The following is a 16,406-nucleotide window of genomic DNA, read 5'->3' on the forward strand; positions in this document are numbered from 1 at the left end:
GTTTTTTGCCCTTATTTTTATCAATCAAAAAGCCCTTGAATATACAAGGGCTTTTGTTTAAGTGATGTTATTCAGAAGTTACCCGATACATCTCTTGGATACTGGTCGTACCTTGTAAGACTTTCATGATACCCGAACGTCTCAAATCACGAAAACCGTGTTTCATCGCTTCGTCTTTGATTTGAATGGCATTACCGTCTTCCATGATAATCCGTGAAATGCTTGGGTAGATTTTCATCACTTCATAGATACCCACACGTCCCTTGTAGCCTTCACGGCATTCAGAACAGCCTACTGGCTCATAGATGACGTTATCAGGGTTGGCAAGGTCTTCTTCGGTAAAGCCCATTTCTAGCAGACTCTGCTTGGGTACGTTGGTTGGGCGTTTGCATGATTTACACAGACGGCGAGCCAGACGCTGGGCGATGACTAAGTTTACCGATGTGGCGATGTTAAATGATGCCACGCCCATGTTACGCAGACGAGTTAGAGTCTCTGGGGCGGAGTTGGTGTGCAGGGTGGATAGTACCATGTGTCCCGTTTGGGCGGCTTTAATGGCAATCTCGGCAGTCTCCAAATCACGAATCTCACCGACCATGACGATGTCAGGGTCTTGACGTAGGAACGCTTTTAGGGCGGAAGCAAACGTAAGACCTACTTTGGGGTTTACGTTAACTTGGTTAATCCCTTCTAAGTTAATCTCCACAGGGTCTTCGGCGGTGGAGATGTTGGTCTCAGGCGTGTTTAGGATATTAAGACCGGTATAGAGCGAGACCGTTTTACCCGAACCTGTAGGGCCTGTGATTAGGAGCATGCCCTGTGGTTTTTCTAGGGCTTCTAAAAACAGCTCTTTTTGGTCAGGCTCATAACCTAATGCATCGATACCGAGCATCGCCGATGACGGGTCAAGAATACGCAGTACGAGCTTCTCGCCAAAGAGTGTGGGGCATGAGTTCACACGAAAGTCAATGGCTTTGGTTTTGGAGATTTTTAGCTTGATACGACCGTCTTGGGGGGCTCGGCGTTCGGAGATGTCCATTTGCGACATCACTTTTAGACGAGCGGCGATTTTGCCGGCAAGCTGAATGGGCGGACGGCTGATAATCTGCAACACCCCATCCACACGAAAACGCACACGGTAAGACTTCTCGTACGGCTCAAAGTGCAAATCCGATGCCCCCATACGAATGGCGTCCAAGAGCATTTTATTAACGAACTTGACCACGGGGGCATCTTCTCCGCCACCGGCATTGACATCCGCCCCTTCATCGTCATCGCCTGTACCACCATCGACATCGCCCGATAAATCCACATCGCCCAAATCACCCAGTCCCACACCGCCTGAGTAGACGTTCTCAATCATTTTTTTGAGCTTGTCTTCTTCAACGACAACGGTCTCAACGGTCAGCTTGGCATTAAATGAAATGGCATCAATGGCATCTAGGCGTGTGGGGTCGGACAAGCCCACAAAAAGTTTATTGCCACGCTTAAATAATGGCAATGCTCCATACTGATTGACGATTTTCTCATCAACCAGCTCTTTATTGACCGCATCAGGTGACAGTGCGTTTAGGTCAAACAATGGGTCGCCAAACTCATGAGCGAGCAGACTGGCAATCTTATTTGCAGGGGCAACTTTATTTTCTACCAAATATGGCACAATCGCCATGTTTTGCTGTTGGGCTTCGGTCAGAGCCTTGGTCATGGCATCAGGGGCGACCAGCTCATTTGACACCAAAATGTGTGCCAAACCCCCAAAATTCGGAGCGGACATAATATTTTCCTAAATCATTTGCCAACATGAAAAATTGGCGTGAAAATTGCATATATTTTTGCTTATTTTACTCCAAAAATACAAAATTTGCTGTGGTTTTGCCATAAAATTTTACCCAAAGGGCGAAGTTTTGGGATTATCGGAAAAACACCGCCAATGATACCGCCCATCATTTGTGTGCTGATTTTTTGGGGAATGTTTGCTATAATATGCTGTTAGGTTAAAATTACAATAGAGCCACAGGAAATCCCATGAGTCAAAAATACGTCATCGGCAACTGGAAATTAAACCCTGCCACCGTATCAGATGCGACCGCCCTTGCCACAAGCCTGCCTGCCAATGACGGCTGTACTGTGGGCGTGGTGCCAAGCCTTGTGCATTTATCAGCAGTCAAATCAGCACTGTCAGACGGCATCCTGCTCGGCGTACAAGACATTGCCCATAAGACGGCAAAGACAGGGGCGTTTACAGGCGATGTGTCAGCTTGTCAGGTGGCGGACGTGGGGGCGAGTTTTACCCTTGTGGGACATTCTGAACGCCGCCAATATCATGGCGAGACGGACGAAATTTTATCCGCCAAAATCGCCCACGCTTTTGCTCACGGTTTATCGGTCATCTACTGCATTGGCGAGACCAAAGATGAGTACGAGCGTGGCGATACCTTTGAGATTTTAAAAAACCAATTAGCCATTTTAAAGGCGTTTGCAAATCAAGCAGATGCCGATGTTACCAAACTTATCATCGCTTACGAGCCTGTTTGGGCAATCGGTACGGGACTGACCCCCACTTTTGATGAAATTGAGAAAACACACCGCTTTATCAAAGATGAATTGACTGCGTTTGGCATGACCACCCCCATTTTATATGGCGGTAGCGTGAACGACAAAAACGCCCCCGAATTTGCCAAATCAAATGTCATTGACGGGGCATTGGTGGGCGGGGCTTCCTTGAAAACTGACAGCTTTACCGCCATTATCCACGCATTTAGCCAATCAAAATAACGAGAACACCATGTTTACATTTATTTTAGCCATTCACATCATTGTCGCCATTGCCTTATCAGGTCTCATACTCATTCAGCACGGCAAAGGGGCGGATGCAGGGGCAAGCTTTGGCTCTGGGGCGGCAGGTACGGTGTTTGGGGCGGCAGGTTCGGCAAACTTTCTCACTCGCACCACCGCCATCCTTGCCACCATATTTTTTTGCACGAGCTTGGCACTGGGTTATCACGCCCAACAAGAAGCTCGTGACCAATTACGCCTAGATGTGCCTGTGGCTGATACGTCCATGCCTGCCGAAACACCGTGATTTGATGATGGATAGGGACTAGGTTTTGCCAAGCTCTTATCACAATGAAGACCGCTCAATTTAAAATCCATGTCTTAATGGCAAGTCATTTAGACATGGATTTATCAGTAAAATCAAGACCGCTTGTGTTTTCCCCTTTTCCTGTTTCGCCCTAATCTAGCGACACACCAGCCCCACCGCCTTATCAGTATAGTCCAGTTTTTGCCAATTAAGACGGCTAAAATCACGATTCATCACATAACTTTGCACGCCCTTTTGACAGTCAAACAGCACGTCCAATTTTTGGGCAGGTAATCGTCTTTCAAAAAAATACACCTGAGCTTGTTTGGTTGTTTCATCAATGCTTATGACATTGGCGGTATCTAGCACCACAAATTGAAAAACTTGGGGCTTAATGTACGACCACGGACGAAACCACGTTGTCTTTGGCACGCTTGCCACCACCACGCTCCCATCGGGCAATTTGGCACTGGTGTCATTAAACCACTGGTATTCGCTGTACACCTGATAACTCATCATGCCAAGCCCTGCCATGACAGGAATGAACCATTTTGGCGTTTTTTTATAAAAAATCTTAATCGGCATGGCAAGCCCTGCAAATAAAAAGCCTGCAAAAATCATTGCCGTAATATCCCAAAACATCATGTTTTTTTCCTTAAACTTCCTGCAAAACTAGGTTTTCCGTTCGCCCTGAGCTTGTCGAAGGGTGGCGGAAAACCGTTATGGTTCGACAAGCTCACCACGAACGGTTTTCCTTAATTCAGGGTTTTGCAGGAAATCTCTTAAAATATATTTTAAAAAATAGAGTTGCACACAGTGCCCAAACTCAACATTATCGCATTGAACAACACCCAAATTTTTATCATTATAAATCAAATCCATATAAAAAACTGCCTAAAACCGAGATTTTAAGCAGTTTTTGACGAGAGCCGATTAGTGGTCAACAGCAGCACCCGCTCCTTTTGGATAACGCACGCTTTCAACCAAGTCTTGAATCTCTTGTGATGGCGGTGCGGTCATGTATGACACAGCAAAGGCAACCACGAAGTTAATCAACGCTCCGATTGGACCAAAGCCTAGCGGACTAATCCCCATAATCCAACCTGATGTGTCATCGGCAAGCATATTAGTACCAGGGATAAAGAACCAGCCTTTGAATAGGAAAATGTACACGCACGTTACGATAAGACCTGCCAGCATACCTGCCACCGCCCCTTTGTCGTTGATGCGTTTTGAGAAAATACCCATCATGAGTGCAGGGAACAAGGACGAACCTGCAATACCAAAGGCAAGGGCAACCGTCTGGGCGGCAAACCCAGGGGGATTCATGCCAAGCCATGTTGCAATCGCAATCGCCACAATCATCGAGACGCGAGCGACATTGAGTTCGCCCTTATCGCTAATATCAGGCTTGATAACCATCTTAATTAGGTCGTGCGAGATGGCAGACGAGATGGCAAGTAGTAGACCTGCGGCGGTAGATAGAGCAGCAGCGATACCCCCTGCCGCGATGAGACCGATAACCCATGGTGGCAAGTTGGCAATCTCAGGGTTGGCAAGTACCATGATGTCGTTGTTTACGTCAAGCTCATTGCCTTTTAGACCTTTGGATTCGGCAGCGGCAAGGAAGGCTTCGTCTTTTGACTTGTCGTTATAGTAGTCAATTTTGCCATCATTATTTTTGTCTTCAAATTTTAAAAGACCTGTTTGCTCCCAGTTTTTCATCCACTCAGGGCGAGCTTCGTACTCAATGGGGGCAGACTGCGTGCCATTTGGATACACAGTATCCACCAAATTCATGCGAGACATCGTACCCACGGCAGGGGCGGCGGTGTATAGCAGTGCGATAAACACGAGCGTCCAACCTGCCGATGAACGAGCGTCCGAGACTTTATTTACTGTAAAAAAGCGGATAATAACATGGGGCAAACCTGCCGTGCCAATCATAAGCGACAAAGTCAATAAGAACATATTGAGCTTATCAGGCACATCGGCAGTATAAGCGGCAAAGCCTAAATCGGTAATCAGACCATCGAGCTTGGTAAGCATGGTTTCGCCACCTTCTACCGTGCCAAACATACCAAGGGCAGGCATAGGGTTGCCTGTCAAGTTAAGAGAGATAAAAATCGCAGGAACGATATACGCAATCATGAGTACGACATACTGAGCCACCTGCGTATAGGTAATGCCTTTCATGCCACCAAGCACCGCATAGAACAGCACGACAACAGCGGCGATGATAAGCCCTGTGTTTTTATCCACTTCCAAAAAGCGAGAGAACGCCACGCCTGCCCCTGTCATCTGCCCGATGACATAAGTGGTACACGCTAGGATCAGGCAGACCACCGCAATCAAGCGAGCAGGTTTTGAATAAAAACGGTCGCCGATAAAGTCAGGTACGGTAAATTTACCAAATTTACGCAAATACGGAGCAAGTAGCAAAGCAAGCAAGACAAACCCACCCGTCCAGCCCATGAGATAAGCAGACGCTGCATAACCGCCCATTGCAATCATGCCCGCCATCGAGATAAAGGATGCGGCACTCATCCAGTCCGCCCCTGTCGCCATGCCGTTTACCACAGGGTGAACACCGCCACCTGCGACATAAAATTCCTTCGTTGAGCCTGCTCTTGCCCAAATGGCAATCCCAAAATACAGGGCAAAGGACAGCCCCACAAAAATCAAGTTAATGGCAAATTGACTCATCCTTAGTCCTCCTCAACGCCATATTGTTTGTCCAATTTATTCATTCGCCACGCATAAAAGAAAATCAAGGCGACAAAGGTCAAAATCGCTCCTTGCTGACCGAACCACAGCCCCAAATCCGTCCCCATAAAGCGAATGCCCATCAAGGCAGGACGTAGGATAATGGCAAAACCGAGCGACACGACCGCCCAAACGACCAAACAGCCAATGATGATACGCACGTTGGCACGCCAATAGCCTTGGGCATCTGCTGGGGCATTGGGTGGCGGGGTGTTTGTTGGGGTGTGAGTGTTATTATTTGAAGTTTCTGACATTGCTTTCTCCAAAATAGATGAAAAAGCAAAGAAAGCAGACTAAGTCATGGGGTGTTTTGATTGTTCCATCATGTCGTCTATTGCTTCCTTGCAAGTTACAGGTGTTTCCACCTTTATTTAGATTATCATAACCATAAGTAACTTGCAAGGGCTTGATTAAAAAATTTTTATTAAACCCTACGATGCTGTAATGCCAAATACATCATCGCCACGTTGATGGCATCGTTTAGAGCATCATGGCGTGGCAAATCGGGAATGCCTAAGGCGTTTACCATCGTTGCCATTTTTAAGTCAATCTCGGCATCATAATATTTATGGCGAGTTTCTTGGGCGTGGTAAATCCTTGATATTTCTATTTGTTTTTGGGGTAGGGTTATCCCTGCCATCGGTTTTAAAAATTTATTGACCATCGCCACGTCATATTCCAAAAAATAGCCCACAAGCGTCCGCCCACCGACAAAGTCCAAAAACTGCCGTATCGCCGTTTCGGTGTCCAGCCCGTCCTTTAAATCTTTGGGGCGTAGTCCGTGTATCGTTACATTGGTGGCACTCATGATGCCTTCGGGTTTAACCAGCACATAAAAAGACTCGTCTGTCAAAATGCGATTACCCCGAATCTTAACCGCTCCGATGGAGATGATATGGGCTTCTTTGACGTTAAGGCTGGTGGTCTCACAGTCAAAACTCACAAGCTCATCAGGGTGCGGTTCGTATAGGGGCAGATAAGGGGAATTGGCAGGTAGGCGGTGCTTTGCCCAAGCGTGTTTTAGGGTGTGAAACATGGGTTTTCCTTATGATGAATGTCTTCCTTGTTAAATGGTGCCGTAAAATAAAGGGTCGTGAAAAAGGGTTTTTCCGATACGTTTCAACCCTTATCCATAGATGGCAAGCAACTCTTCGACCAAAGCAGGACGTCTGGGTTTGGTGCGATACGTCGCCAGCCACTCATCCATCATCTGTTGCCACTGCCCATGATGGTCAGGCAGACACTTGGTGACTTTTTTAACCTGCCGAGCAAAATCACGATAAGCCTTTCGCCCTGACAAACTGCCCACAACCGTCTGCCAATGCTCATAAAACACCATCGCCAGCCAGTCGTGATTGTCCTTATCTTGGCTTAATGTCTTGATATAATAGGTTAATAAATCCACATCACCAAACGCACGCAACAGGTCGCCAAGCCCTTTGGTGTCTTGTTGTCTATCGTACAAATGTGCCAGCTGACGCACCTTGATGTCGTCTTTATCTTGGATGGTCTGATACAGCTCATCATGCCACGCCCGAGTGATGTCTTGCCATGTCTTATCATCAAAACAGCTTTGGTATTCATCCAAATACTCATCACTAATACGGTGCTGATTATAACACCAAGTCAATGCCAATGTCCGACCAGCTTCGTGCAGATAAGGCAGATGATGGTGTGATTTGGCAAGCTCAAACAAGCACATATAAAAACTTTGCCTATCTTGATGACTGTCTGTGCTACTGATGGCATCTTTTAGACCATCCATGGCTTTGTCGGCATTGCCACTGTCCGCCATTTGCAAGGCTTGATGAATCCTAACTTTGGCAAGAGCATCATATTGCCCCACCAGAGCATCACTGTCTTTGCCCAACGCATCATAAATGGCAATTTTACTTAATATCAAAGCGTCCACATCATGATGACCCAATCGCTGAGCCTGCGTGATAAGTCCATCTAGGTATGCCATCGCCCCATCTTGCTCGCCCTTTGCCCATAAGCAATCAAAATAAAACCGCTCAATATTTGGATAAAATTCATACTGCCTGCGAACGTAAGTCTGTGCCCATGCTTGTGCTGACATCAGGGTCTTATCCAGTTTTGATGACCCCGACGACTGATACAAAACAGGACGATAACCCCAGCTTGGCTCATAGTCAAAACCGCCAAACAAATGCTCTGCCAACACCCCAAAGCAGTAATTGAGCGAACACTCAACCTCGGCATCAACCATCATCTCATCAAACAATGCCAGCACCTTATCAATCCATATCAAGGATAAAGCCACTTGGTCTGATGGCTTAGTAACTTGTGCCATCAGTTGCATCAGTGCCAAACTTGCATCATCAAAAACAAACTCTTCATAATCACGAACATCCACCATCGATAAGATGTCATTGACCTGCTTACTGAGTGTAATCAGGAGCTTTTGCTCAGTTATATCATGCGACTGCTCGCCTTGATGATTGGCACAAAACAGCACCCAATCATCACGAACATGCTGATATTTTCTGTCTAATGATTTAATAAAATCAATGAGTTCATCTTTATCGTAACGCCCCATGCTCTCATAAAAATCATCAGCCACTACCGAACACGCTCCCCGCTCTTTTGATGACAAGCACGACGTGATGTCATCTAGACTCTCCTTCATGGCATATAGCACCGCCACCATGTGTTTGCAGTTATCCCAGTATTCACAATTACAGGTCAATGATTCAATGCACAGCTCATCCTTTGGGTGTGATAACGCCACTCTCATCTGATAACGGCGACTGCCACGCACCACCGCCATGTAATGCCCATCGCCATCATGTTGCAAAGACAGCACATTATCAGAAGCATGGTAGGCTTGCCCACGCTTGATGATGGTCTGTGTAAATAGCTGATGAAAATCAGTAAAAGGTATCATGGGTTTTAATTAGAAACTTTCATGGGTTATTTGGCAAATTTAACCGAATGATAAATCTCATCCACCAAACAGTCAAATTCAATGCTGTCTAAATAAATACGCTCGCCTGCATGATAAGTCTCATACGACCATTGCCCCATTTTGTTTTTTTGTGGAGCGTGATTTGCATTTTGTTTTGTTCAATCATCAAAATCTCAAAAATGGACGGGCATTTTTTGTAACGTGCCAATTTTTTCATGTCGTTGCTACGATTTGATGAAAAAATCTCGCCCACCACCGTAGGATGCGCCAACAATTCGCCATGCACGCTGTCATTACACACCACCAAAATATCAGGTTGGGGGCAATTATGCTCATCAATTTTGCAAATCATTTTAGTAAAACAAAAACATGAACTTTTTTGATTGTAAAGATGTGTGGTGATTAAATTTGCACAATTAACAATCAATTTGGCTTGGCGTGGCTTCATGGGTGCAATTTGCACCATTTGACCATTTATCAACTCAGTCCTTTTATCTTTATCAGAATTTTGAAGCATTGCTAAAAACTCTTGTGTAGTCATCTTGTTATCAACATCACAATTCATATTTAACCCACCCCAAATCAAACCAACAAATGATTTATCTCATCAATTCCAACTGGGCGAATTGCAATTCGCCCCTACATTGGCAAATTTTAAAAGCCCGATTTAATACCCCAAACTGTTTAACGCCCGCTCATCATCGCTCCACCCTTTTTTGACTTTGACCCACAAGGTGAGCATGATTTTTTTGTCAAACAGCTTTTCCATGTCTTGACGGGCTTCTATGCCGACTTGTTTGATGCGTGAGCCTTTGTCGCCGATGACAATGGTTTTTTGCCCTGCCCGCTCCACAAAAATGGTCGCATCAATAAACGTTACCGCACGTCGCCATTTGCCCGTCTCAGGGTCTTTGTGGGCAGGCTCGTCTTTGAACGTGTCAATTTGCACGGTCAAATCGTACGGCACTTCATCGCCAGACGCTCGCATGATTTTTTCACGGATAATCTCGCTTGCCAAAAACCGCTCACTGCGGTCGGTAATCTGCTCGGGGTCAAAAATGGGCGGACGGGTCGGCAAAAAGCCCGCAATCACGTCCATAAGCCTATCTAAGTTATGCCCACGCAAGGCGGATACAGGCACAATGTCGGCAAAATCAAAACTTTCTTGGTATTCGCCGATGAGTGGCAAAAGTTTGGATTTATCCTTAATGGTGTCGGCTTTGTTGATGACAAGCACCACAGGCAAATTGGTCGCTGATAGCTTTTCAAGAGTCAAAAGGTCGTCCTCTCGCCACTGAGTACTGTCCACCACAAACAGCACCAAATCCACGTCCGATAAGGCGGACACGGCGGTTTTGTTCATACGCTCGTTGATTGCTTTGACTTCTTTGGTGTGGATACCGGGGGTATCGACAAACACCATTTGACAAGTGTCGTTGGTCAAAATGCCATGAATGCGATGACGTGTGGTCTGCGGTTTACGACTGGTAATGGATAATTTTTGCCCAAGCAAATGGTTCATGAGCGTGGATTTGCCCACGTTGGGGCGACCGACAATCGCCACAAACCCTGCTTTAAAATCATCAGAAATCACAGGCGTAGGATTGTCATTAAAAAAGGCGGAAATGGTGTCATTGTTTTGGTCATGTGTGTCGGTCATGGTTTTCCTAAAATTGCAAAAATAAGGGGCAATGCTGTCATTATATAACGACAACACAGGCGGGGCAAATGGTATTTGTAAATGTGGGGATTGGTTGGGATTATTGGTAATAATGGGCGAATATGATTCGCCCCTGCGGTTCAAAATTTGGTCTTAGTGCAAAAAGTATGTTGCAGGGAAAACCGTTCGTGGTGAGCTTGGGAAATCTAACGGTTTTCCTTACTCCCTTCGACAAGCTCAGGGCGAACGGAAAACTAGTTTTGCAGAAAGTCTAATATGCTTTATAATGCCCTAGGCTTTTCTAATTTATTAAGCTGATTTATCATCCGCTCAGCACATTTTTGCTCGGCGATGCGTCTGCTCTCACCCGTCTCGGTAATGGGCGTACAGTCCGCCACCGCCACAGTGCATTCCACCACAAAAGTTTGGTTGGGGGCGTTGCCAATGGTGTCCATGAGCATATAAGTTGGCAGGGGCAATTTGTTGCCTTGTAGCCATTCTTGCAAGCGAGATTTGGCATCTTTTAGCACTTTTTCTTCGCCCACTTCGGTAATCAAGGTCTCATACCAGCATTTAACCAAGCCTTTCACTCGCTCAATGTCGCCACTGTCCAGATACACGGACGCCAAAATCGCCTCCACCGCATCAGCCAAAATACTGGCACGGTGTCGCCCACCACCCTTACGCTCGCCCACGCCCAGTATCAGATGAGATGACAACTCCAACTTCTCAGCAATTTGCACAAGGGTCTCTTGGCGTACCAATGTGGCACGCATACGGGTGAGCTTCCCTTCGTCATGACGGGGAAAAAAGGTAAATAACGCCTCGGCAATCACCGCACCCAAAAGAGCATCACCCAAAAACTCCAACCGCTCATAGCTCATCTTAGGGTCATACGAGCGGTGTGTTAAGGCACGTCTGAGCAAATTAGGGTCGTTAAAGGTGTAGCCCAATTTTGAGCAAAGGACAGGATAGCCCTGCTCAAAGGTGGCAAAATGAGTTGGCAATGTGGTGTGCTTGGACATAACTCTTACTTGGCATCTTCTGCGGTAATCTCTTTTTCAAAGCGATTGACAATAAAGGTCTCGCCATAGAAGTTGCTTTCTACCTCATATTGGCTTTTAACTGCCAATGCCCCAGGGGTTTTGTTGGTAAAGATAAGCATTTCTTCTGGCTTGGTGTTGTAGTTGGCATTGATAGACAACTGCTGAGACAGGTTCTGCATGAACTGACGTTCGGTTTGTTTGGCATCATTGGCTTTTTTTAGCTCGCCTGCCACCAGTTTGGTAAATTGATAATCGCCAATATAAGCAGGAATAATACCAAGCCCTAGCTTGATGATGATACCTGCCATCGCCAGACCTACGATAATCGTGGTAACACTCGCCCCACGTTGGTTGGTTAATGAAGTTAATTGTTGCATGTTACACCTATTTAAGTTTATACCAAGCGACTAATCAATCGCTCCTGCTCGCCCAAAGCTGGGTGGATTAAGCCCCGCCTCTTTGTGCATCCAAATATAAGTCGCTCTGCCCGCCAGATGGCTCTCTGGCACAAAGCCCCAAAACCGCCCGTCTTCACTGCGGTCTCTGTTATCGCCCATGACAAAATACTGTCCGCTTGGCACAGTAATCTGCCATGCCGTACCGCCTGATGTGGCAGTTTGTGGTGAATTTTTTAATAAAAATGGGGCGATGGACGCACTATTTAAATCGCCCAAATAACGCACAACATACTCATGCTCGCCCAATGTTTCACGATAATAGTGAGCGTGCTTTTCTTCTTCTATGCCATATCTGGCACGCTCTTCATCAGACAGGCGATGATTCTCAATGACAGCCGGCATGAGCTTGGCATTGAGCTTGTCTGTCATTTGATAGTTCACGGGTGTTGTATTTACCGCCTGTCCATTGATGGATAGCACGCCATTGGCAAACGCCACCGTATCGCCCGGCAGACCTATCATACGTTTAATATAGTAGCGTTTGGGATTTTCAGGATAGCGAAACACCACCACATCGCCATGCTTGGGACTGCCTGTATTTAAAATCTTAGTGTGCGTAATCGGCAATCTTAGCCCATAGGATGCTTTATTGACAATGATAAAATCGCCCGTGTATAGACTTGGCACCATTGAGCTTGATGGGATATTAAACGGCTCAATAATAAACGAACGCACCAATACGATGATGAGCAAGATGGGCAGGTACTCATACGCCCATTGCACCAATTTTGGCTCAACCACCGGTTCGCCCACGTTCATCCCTGCCTGCTTTTGTGCTTCGGCTAGGGTACGTCTGGCTTCATTATAGACAAGCGACTGATTTTTTAACATCTCTGGCGTATGTTCATTACCAATAAACTCAGCCGGTGCCTCGTCATGTCCAAAACGCACGAGTGTCGCCTTAAACTCTTTTTCCACTTGTTCTAAGTGCGTCTGAGCGTGCGAGATGAGCTTGGTTTGTTTGGCGACCAATTTATGCTGTTTTAACACAAATTTATCTGCCAAATACGCCACCAGTAGCACCAGCGTAACAGGCACCAAGATTAAATTAATGTCAAATTCCACAAGCCACCTTTATCATAAATATCTGCAAGTTTTATACCAATTTATCAAAGCCTAGCCGTCCACTTTTAGCACTGCCAAAAACGCCTCTTGTGGGATTTCAACACTGCCCACCTGTTTCATGCGTTTTTTACCAGCTTTTTGTTTTTCTAAGAGTTTTTTCTTACGGCTCACGTCCCCGCCATAACATTTTGCCAAAACGTCCTTACGCATGGCTTTGACGGTAGAACGGGCGATAATCTGAGAGCCTATCGCCGCTTGAATGGCAACATCAAACATCTGTCTTGGAATCAGCTCTTTCATTTTTTCTACAAGCTGATTGCCACGACGGCGAGCGTGTTCTTGGTGGCAAATCATGGCAAGGGCGTCCACTTTTTCGCCATTGATAAGCACGTCCACACGAGCCAATTTATCCGCTTGATAGCGTTCAAAACCATAATCCAAGGACGCAAAACCACGACTTGCCGATTTTAATTTATCAAAAAAGTCCATGACCACCTCACCCATAGGAATGTCAAAGACGACTTGCACTTGACGAGCCATAAACTTCATGTCCACCTGCACGCCACGGCGTTCAATGGCAAGCGTGATGACGTTGCCCAGATATTCTTGTGGCACAAGAATGTTACAACGAGCAATCGGCTCACGAAACTCCTGTATCACGCCTGTATCGGGAAGCTTGGACGGGTTGTCCACATAGACAATCTCGCCATTTTTTTTGACGACTTCATAAATCACGCTCGGAGCGGTGGTAATCAAATCAAGGTCGTATTCACGCTCCAAACGCTCTTGGATAATCTCCATGTGAAGCATACCCAAAAAGCCACAGCGAAAGCCAAAGCCCAACGCCTCGGACGTGTCAGGCTCAAAAAATAAAGCAGAGTCGTTGATTTGGAGCTTTTGTAAGGCTTCACGGAACTTTTCAAAATCAGACGAATCAATGGGAAACATCCCTGCATACACTTGTGGCGTTACTTTTTTAAAGCCAGCAATGCTGTCCACCTCAGGCGTTTTGGCAAGGGTAATGGTATCGCCCACAGGAGCCCCTGCGATGTCCTTAATCCCTGCGATGATAAAGCCCACCTCGCCTGCTTGTAGGATATTTGTCTCCAAGCGTTTGGGGGTAAACACGCCAATAGACGTAACCAAATGACTCTCGCCTGTGGATTTGATAAAAATCTTATCGCCTGTCTTGACTTGCCCTTCACGCACACGCACAAGCGATACCACGCCCAGATAATTATCAAACCATGAATCAATAATCAAGGCTTGTAAAGGGGCATCTCGGTCGCCTTGGGGGGCAGGGATTTTCTCCACTAGGGCTTGTAGTAACTCATCAATGCCCACACCTGTTTTGGCAGATACTCGTGGAGCGTCCACCGCCTCAATGCCGATGATATCCTCAATCTCCTCAATGACACGCTCGGGCTCAACTTGTGGCAGGTCAATTTTGTTTAACACAGGCAATACTTCTAAGTCCTGCTCAATGGCGGTGTAGCAGTTGGCAACCGACTGAGCCTCCACGCCTTGGGCGGCGTCCACCACCAGTAACGCCCCCTCGCACGCCGCCAAACTTCTTGATACTTCATAAGAAAAGTCCACGTGTCCGGGGGTGTCAATGAAGTTGAGCTGATATTTTTCGCCATTAGGGTGATTGTAATATAGCGTTACTGATTGGGCTTTGATGGTAATGCCACGCTCACGCTCAATATCCATGCTGTCAAGCACCTGAGCCTGCATTTCACGGTCAGACAGACCGCCACACACTTGAATAAAACGGTCGGCAAGGGTGGATTTGCCGTGGTCAATGTGGGCGATGATAGAAAAATTACGGATATGAGAAAGTGCGGTCATGATGTCTATAAAATTTAAATGATAACAGGATATTGTAGCAGTTTTTTAAAAAAATGCCTATAAAAATTCATCACAATATGATAAATAGACTTCCTGCAAAACCCCAGATTAAAGAAAACCGTTCGTGGTGAGCCTGTCGAACCATGACGGTTTTCCGCCACCCTTCGACAAGCTCAGGGCGAGCGGAAAACTAGTTTTGCAGGAAGTTTAATGATAAATGTGGTGGTTATGAAAAAGCTTTGGTTTATTTGGTTGTTATCACATCCTGCGCCAAACTTTGGTAAAATCCTGACAGCTCCCACGGGGCTTTGCCATAAAATGAACCATTTAACTGCGTTTGCTCAATGAGATATTCCCTAAATTTTAGATAAAAATCACGGTCAGGGGCGGTCGGATTTGTCCAAAATTCATCCAAAGACTTCTGGTCAGTCAGCCCTGCCACATCATACAAGGCACGCCCCATGATTTTGGTAGGTTTTTGATGATATACCGACTGCAATGCGGTGGTGCTGTTCACTGTAATCATGCCAATGCTTGCTTTCATCAGGCTTGGCAGGTGCATGTCACAGCCATAAAACACCCTGCCCTGCACCCCAAGCTCATCACCCAGCTTGGCAATCATGCGAGTGTAGTCACGATGTCCACGGTCTAGCGGATGATGTTTAAACAGCAGGCTCGTGCCACTGGGGGCATGCTTGGCAAAACTTATCATGACTTCACGAATAAAATCACGCACGTCCTGATAGTCACTGTGATGACTGATTTGTGAGTCGTTATGCACCTGCAAACTCACCAGATAGAAGTTTTTTTGCCCAACCAGTCGCTCTTGCAAACGTTTGTCTGAATGATAACGAGTAAACTTACGCACAGGGGCTTTGACCCACGCCCACGCTTCCGCCCATAGGGACAAGCCCCGATAATGCTCATAATGCGGATATCGCCACTGCCCTACAAACACCGCCACATAATACACCATGCTCGCCACACACAGCCGATAAAAACGGTTGTCGGTAAATTCTGGCTTGTCATTTGCCCGTTGCAGGGTATCAATGAGCGTTGAGTCCAGTCGTGAATAGCCGTTAATGCCATGCTCTTCTAGGGTGATATAATCAGGTCGCAGATAACCCTCTTCAAAGACAAAAAAGGCAATGCCCAACCGCTCGCACACCTGCCGTGCAATCTCATGATAGGGGCGACAGTCGTTAAAACAGACCACCGCTTCTAGCTGTTTGTCATCAATGAGTTTGGTTAAAAATTCATCAAACTCGCTTTGACGCCCCCGAAAATTACTCATCTTATCCTTGTGGCAATAAAAAAGAGCGTCGCCTGCATTAAAATTAACCTTATGCACTCGCTTGCCCTCACTCATCAAAAATGTGGCAAAACGACAAAAAAACGTCCCCATTTTGCCCTGCAAAAGCAAAATGTCATCATGAGACAACAGGCGTTTTAATATTAGCGACATAGACAATCAAAAAAAGTAAAAAGATGATAAAAACTAACAAATGGAAATAAAAACTGATTAAAATACAAACAGTTGGCTGATGTA

16 protein-coding genes are annotated in these 16,406 nt (G+C 46.2%); 2 read left to right on the plus strand and 14 right to left on the minus strand.

All coding sequences use genetic code 11. The features are described from left to right. Window positions 1–67: 67 nt before the first annotated feature. Window positions 68–1,774 carry a type IV-A pilus assembly ATPase PilB gene (gene pilB / locus IM753_RS09375; RefSeq protein WP_194109165.1) on the minus strand — a complete coding sequence of 569 codons (1,707 nt, stop codon included), beginning with the start codon at window positions 1,772–1,774 and terminating at the stop codon, window positions 68–70. 251 nt (window positions 1,775–2,025) lie between these two features. On the opposite strand from pilB, the gene tpiA reads away from it, so the two are divergent. Then, window positions 2,026–2,775, plus strand: a complete 750-nt coding sequence (gene tpiA, locus IM753_RS09380; protein ID WP_194109166.1) for a triose-phosphate isomerase — start codon at window positions 2,026–2,028, stop codon at window positions 2,773–2,775. 10 nt (window positions 2,776–2,785) lie between these two features. Beyond that, the gene (secG, locus tag IM753_RS09385) at window positions 2,786–3,082 is read left to right on the plus strand and encodes a preprotein translocase subunit SecG (protein ID WP_115006687.1); all 297 of its coding nucleotides are present in this window, start codon (window positions 2,786–2,788) and stop codon (window positions 3,080–3,082) included. A gap of 156 nt (window positions 3,083–3,238) precedes the next feature. Here the strand turns inward: secG and IM753_RS13025 are convergent, their stop codons facing one another. From IM753_RS13025 to IM753_RS09450, 13 genes are all read right to left on the minus strand, one after another. Continuing rightward, window positions 3,239–3,727: a hypothetical protein gene (locus IM753_RS13025; protein WP_083108077.1), complete on the minus strand. Its 489-nt coding sequence runs from the start codon at window positions 3,725–3,727 to the stop codon at window positions 3,239–3,241. Window positions 3,728–3,802: 75 nt separating this feature from the next. Beyond that, complete coding sequence (locus IM753_RS09395) at window positions 3,803–3,964, minus strand: hypothetical protein (RefSeq protein ID WP_194109167.1); 162 nt, start codon at window positions 3,962–3,964, stop codon at window positions 3,803–3,805. 51 nt (window positions 3,965–4,015) lie between these two features. After that, a complete protein-coding gene (locus tag IM753_RS09400; RefSeq protein WP_065256284.1) occupies window positions 4,016–5,788 on the minus strand; it encodes a sodium:solute symporter family protein in 1,773 nt (590 codons plus the stop codon). Window positions 5,789–5,790: 2 nt separating this feature from the next. Further along, complete coding sequence (locus tag IM753_RS09405) at window positions 5,791–6,102, minus strand: DUF4212 domain-containing protein (RefSeq protein WP_194109168.1); 312 nt, start codon at window positions 6,100–6,102, stop codon at window positions 5,791–5,793. Window positions 6,103–6,272: 170 nt separating this feature from the next. Continuing rightward, on the minus strand, window positions 6,273–6,884 hold the full coding sequence (locus IM753_RS09410; RefSeq protein WP_194109169.1) for a 3'-5' exonuclease: 612 nt from the start codon (window positions 6,882–6,884) through the stop codon (window positions 6,273–6,275). 90 nt (window positions 6,885–6,974) lie between these two features. Next, window positions 6,975–8,756 (minus strand): SWIM zinc finger domain-containing protein, encoded by a 1,782-nt coding sequence (locus tag IM753_RS09415; RefSeq protein WP_194109170.1) that lies wholly within the window; start codon window positions 8,754–8,756, stop codon window positions 6,975–6,977. 88 nt (window positions 8,757–8,844) lie between these two features. Continuing rightward, window positions 8,845–9,342 (minus strand): Uma2 family endonuclease, encoded by a 498-nt coding sequence (locus IM753_RS09420; protein ID WP_065256280.1) that lies wholly within the window; start codon window positions 9,340–9,342, stop codon window positions 8,845–8,847. A 102-nt stretch (window positions 9,343–9,444) separates the two neighbouring features. Next, window positions 9,445–10,491, minus strand: a complete 1,047-nt coding sequence (gene era / locus IM753_RS09425; RefSeq protein ID WP_370582842.1) for a GTPase Era — start codon at window positions 10,489–10,491, stop codon at window positions 9,445–9,447. 227 nt (window positions 10,492–10,718) lie between these two features. Then, complete coding sequence (gene rnc / locus IM753_RS09430; RefSeq protein WP_194109172.1) at window positions 10,719–11,462, minus strand: ribonuclease III; 744 nt, start codon at window positions 11,460–11,462, stop codon at window positions 10,719–10,721. Between the two features lie 5 nt (window positions 11,463–11,467). After that, the gene (locus IM753_RS09435) at window positions 11,468–11,860 is read right to left on the minus strand and encodes a DUF4845 domain-containing protein (RefSeq protein WP_194109173.1); all 393 of its coding nucleotides are present in this window, start codon (window positions 11,858–11,860) and stop codon (window positions 11,468–11,470) included. A gap of 30 nt (window positions 11,861–11,890) precedes the next feature. After that, window positions 11,891–13,006, minus strand: coding sequence for a signal peptidase I (lepB, locus tag IM753_RS09440; RefSeq protein WP_065255209.1), 1,116 nt, complete (start codon window positions 13,004–13,006; stop codon window positions 11,891–11,893). A gap of 51 nt (window positions 13,007–13,057) precedes the next feature. Then, a complete protein-coding gene (lepA, locus tag IM753_RS09445; protein WP_194109174.1) occupies window positions 13,058–14,857 on the minus strand; it encodes a translation elongation factor 4 in 1,800 nt (599 codons plus the stop codon). A 244-nt stretch (window positions 14,858–15,101) separates the two neighbouring features. Next, a complete protein-coding gene (locus IM753_RS09450) occupies window positions 15,102–16,322 on the minus strand; it encodes a capsule biosynthesis protein (protein WP_065255207.1) in 1,221 nt (406 codons plus the stop codon). Between the last annotated feature and the right edge of the window lie 84 nt (window positions 16,323–16,406).

This window comes from Moraxella sp. K127 (genome assembly GCF_015223095.1).
Taxonomy (GTDB): Bacteria; Pseudomonadota; Gammaproteobacteria; order Pseudomonadales; family Moraxellaceae; genus Moraxella.

Coding starts and splice junctions, on each gene's coding strand:
- pilB (WP_194109165.1), bottom strand. CDS start 1,774: ATGTCCGCTCCGAATTTTGGGGGTTTGGCACACATTTTGGTGTCAAAT.
- IM753_RS09420 (WP_065256280.1), bottom strand. CDS start 9,342: ATGAATTGTGATGTTGATAACAAGATGACTACACAAGAGTTTTTAGCA.
- IM753_RS09405 (WP_194109168.1), bottom strand. CDS start 6,102: ATGTCAGAAACTTCAAATAATAACACTCACACCCCAACAAACACCCCG.
- IM753_RS09450 (WP_065255207.1), bottom strand. CDS start 16,322: ATGTCGCTAATATTAAAACGCCTGTTGTCTCATGATGACATTTTGCTT.
- IM753_RS13025 (WP_083108077.1), bottom strand. CDS start 3,727: ATGATGTTTTGGGATATTACGGCAATGATTTTTGCAGGCTTTTTATTT.
- secG (WP_115006687.1), top strand. CDS start 2,786: ATGTTTACATTTATTTTAGCCATTCACATCATTGTCGCCATTGCCTTA.
- IM753_RS09400 (WP_065256284.1), bottom strand. CDS start 5,788: ATGAGTCAATTTGCCATTAACTTGATTTTTGTGGGGCTGTCCTTTGCC.
- IM753_RS09415 (WP_194109170.1), bottom strand. CDS start 8,756: ATGATACCTTTTACTGATTTTCATCAGCTATTTACACAGACCATCATC.
- tpiA (WP_194109166.1), top strand. CDS start 2,026: ATGAGTCAAAAATACGTCATCGGCAACTGGAAATTAAACCCTGCCACC.
- IM753_RS09395 (WP_194109167.1), bottom strand. CDS start 3,964: ATGGATTTGATTTATAATGATAAAAATTTGGGTGTTGTTCAATGCGAT.
- lepA (WP_194109174.1), bottom strand. CDS start 14,857: ATGACCGCACTTTCTCATATCCGTAATTTTTCTATCATCGCCCACATT.
- IM753_RS09410 (WP_194109169.1), bottom strand. CDS start 6,884: ATGTTTCACACCCTAAAACACGCTTGGGCAAAGCACCGCCTACCTGCC.
- rnc (WP_194109172.1), bottom strand. CDS start 11,462: ATGTCCAAGCACACCACATTGCCAACTCATTTTGCCACCTTTGAGCAG.
- IM753_RS09435 (WP_194109173.1), bottom strand. CDS start 11,860: ATGCAACAATTAACTTCATTAACCAACCAACGTGGGGCGAGTGTTACC.